The sequence below is a fragment of the Faecalicatena contorta genome, assembly GCF_001404335.1.
Taxonomy (GTDB): Bacteria; Bacillota; Clostridia; order Lachnospirales; family Lachnospiraceae; genus Faecalicatena; species Faecalicatena contortus_B.
Map to the genome: position 1 here is coordinate 4,799 of NZ_CYZU01000100.1, position 3,120 is coordinate 7,918.

The following is a 3,120-nucleotide window of genomic DNA, read 5'->3' on the forward strand; positions in this document are numbered from 1 at the left end:
CACTTTGCTTCTCTGTCCGTATCAGTTCCGGTGCATCCCTGGATTTTTGCACAGAGGGTCGAATATTTTTCCCACTCCGTTCAGACTGGCGGGGAGACTTATCCACAAGGTTTTCTTCTTTTTCCCCCTGTTTTCTTCCCATCTGCACATCACCGACACGGTTACTGACACGAACAGAAGATTTATCTGTCAGGTTTTCTTCCACCAGCCCATCCTTGGTCATCTTCTGGACTTTCTTGTCCCTGACTTTCATTCTCTGTTCTGCCACTACTTACTCCTCCTTCTTCGGATACCCTTTCCCTGCCTGTAATAAGCAGAGAAAAGCGATGCCGAAAACAGCACCGCCACTAAAAGTTAATACATATGAAATTGCTCGTAACATTGTTTTCTCCTTTGATTTAACCTGCTTCGGAAGTCTCCTCTAAGCGGGTTGTCATGATTTTATAGAGGGAATTCTTCGGGAATCTGTCTACAAATGGGATAATGACATTTCCATAGAACAAAAGTCCTTCCCCCTCATTACTGTTGGTTACATAGGACAGCTGGGTTGGTGAGATATTCAGCTGTTTTGCCAGAATCTGCCTGTCTCCGGAAGCCTGATTGAGCATATAAATGAAGTCTGAGTTTTCAAAAATGTTCTCAATTTCCCTGGAAGACAGCAAATCCTTAATATTCTGGGTGATGCCAGTTGGAATACCACCCCATTTACGGAATCTCTTCCATATCTCCACACTATAAGCTGCGGTCTGCTCTTCCTTCAAAAGAAGGTGGAACTCATCCACATAATATCTGGTGGACTTATGGGCAGAACGGTTCATCGTTACCCTGTTCCAGACCTGATCCTGGATTACAAGCATCCCGATTTTTTTCAGCTGCTTACCAAGTTCCTTGATGTCAAAGCATACAATGCGGTTATTGATATCCACGTTTGTCTGATGATTAAACACATTCAAAGAACCTGTAACATAAATCTCCAATGATGTGGCCAGTCGCTGTGCTTCCGGTTCTTCCTGTTTTCTCAGAAGATTATATAAATCCTCTAGGATTGGCATCTTCTCAGGTACTGGATCGGCAAGGTATTCCTGATATACTAACCGCACACAACGGTCAATAATGGTCTTTTCTACCGGCTCCAATCCATTCTTTCCTCCAACAATCAGTTCACACAAAGACAGAATAAAATCTGCTTTCAGTGACAGTGGATTGTCTTCCTCGGAATAATTCAGATTCAGATCCATTGGATTGATATACTGGTCAGATACCGGCGAAACTCTTACCACCTGCCCATGCAGCGCCTGCACAAGTGCCGAATATTCGGCTTCTGGATCACAGACAATGATATCGTCCTCCGTAATCAAAAAGCAGTTTGTAATTTCCCTCTTTGCTGAGAAGGACTTACCGGAACCTGGTGTACCAAGAATCAGTCCATTCGGGTTCTTCAGACGTTTCCGGTCAACCATGATCATGTTGTTGGATAATGCATTCAATCCATAATAAAGAGCTTCCCCTTCCTGAAACAGTTCCTGTGTCGTAAATGGCACGAAGATCGCCGTTGAAGATGTGGTAAGCCCTCTCTGAATTTCAATTCGATTGACTCCAAGCGGAATACAGGACATGAGTGCTGCTTCCTGCTGATAATCCAGCTGTTTTAAGGAACAGTTATATTTCTGTGCGATCCCCTGCACCTGGAAAATATTATTATCCAGCTTCTGACGCTTCTTTGCGGTATTCATTACCAGAACTGTCACAAGGAACATTCTCTCATTTCTGGACTGCAGATCTTCCAGCAGATTCTTTGCCTCTTCGCCATAAGTCACAAGGTCCGATGGAAGCACGTCCATATCATAACCGGAACGTACCGCACGCTTCTGCTCTTCGATCTTCATCTTATCAAGATCAGAAATCTTACTCTTGATCATCTTGATTGCTGAACTCTGATCAATGGACTGGATATGAATGTTGACATTGATGCTGTCATCCACATCCAGAAAATCTGCAAGCATCCGGTCTGTCAGCTCCGGTGCAAGAATCTGAAGGTAACTCACACTTCCCATCGTTCTTCCCATCAAAAATGTCTGATTCTTGGAAAAGTTAAAGGAAGTCGGTGCAATAAAATCTTTGGTCTTTAATCCGGTTTCCGGAAGCATCTTGTACTGGAACTTAAATGGTTCGATCCGATCCTGGTTGAACACATGATACAGAATCTCCAGCCTTTCCAGTCCATTCAAAGAATGTGCCTGTGCTCCCAGAACCTTAAAGTTATTTAAGATATCTGTTTCGATTCTTTCAAGCCTTGGTCTTGCTACCTTCAGACTTTCTGCTTCAATTCCAAAAGTGATATACTTCGTCTTTACCAGACCATTATTTCCTTTGGAAAGCTGATTTTTCAGCATAGTACGGTATTCTTCACGAATGGCATTGAAGTCATCGTTCTGATCCGGAATGTCAATGCTTTTCTCAAATTCTGCCACATCCACCTGCTGATTGATAAAGGACAGCTGCACACTGATGGAAGAATCAAAGTAATTTAAAAAATCACAGTAATTCTCAAATATCGTGGTCTTATCCTCATTTAAAGCAAGCTGATAATTGATGTCATAAAACTGAATCGTCTTGGAGAAAAAGGTCTTTGTCACCTGGCAGATACCATCCTGCAGCATCCGAATATACGGAATACTCTGCTGTGCAGTTGTAGGAATGCCTTTCTGTTTCCTACGGTCCCGTTCCTGTTTCTTTTTACGCTTTTCCTGTTCTCTTTCTTTTCTGCTTTTTTTGTTTCTTCTTTCCTGACGGTTTCTTTTTTCCGCCAGGGACAGACGCTCCTGCTGAGCCTCCTGCTTTGTCTTTTTTGCCATCCGGCACACCCTCCTTTTTTACAAGGGTGGAAATCTCCTGATAAAAATTTTCTGTCTTATATGGTCTTACTGCCGGACAGATAAACTTCTGTCGAATCATATTTGCCACCACTTTTTCAAAGGGAAGCCCGTCTTTTTCATACATTGCCATGAAGAAAAACGGAAGCATGACCGTTACCATCAAAATGGCAGCGATACTGGAACCGATTGGTTTTCTCATGAACAGATAAAACGGAATTCCCACAACTGCGGCAAGTGAAAAGAA

Annotated in this window: 2 protein-coding genes and 1 pseudogene; all 3 read right to left on the minus strand. The window is 42.9% G+C overall.

Annotated elements, in window-relative coordinates; translation table 11 throughout:
• A pseudogene (locus ARB69_RS28545) lies at positions 1-268 on the minus strand (hypothetical protein); the annotation flags it as partial.
• 130 nt (positions 269-398) lie between these two features.
• Complete coding sequence (locus ARB69_RS28550; RefSeq protein ID WP_172677497.1) at positions 399-2,855, minus strand: VirB4-like conjugal transfer ATPase, CD1110 family; 2,457 nt, start codon at positions 2,853-2,855, stop codon at positions 399-401.
• Positions 2,737-3,120: PrgI family protein (locus ARB69_RS28555; protein ID WP_055155359.1), on the minus strand; the 384-nt coding region annotated here is incomplete at its 5' end. The genes ARB69_RS28555 and ARB69_RS28550, both read right to left, overlap by 119 nt.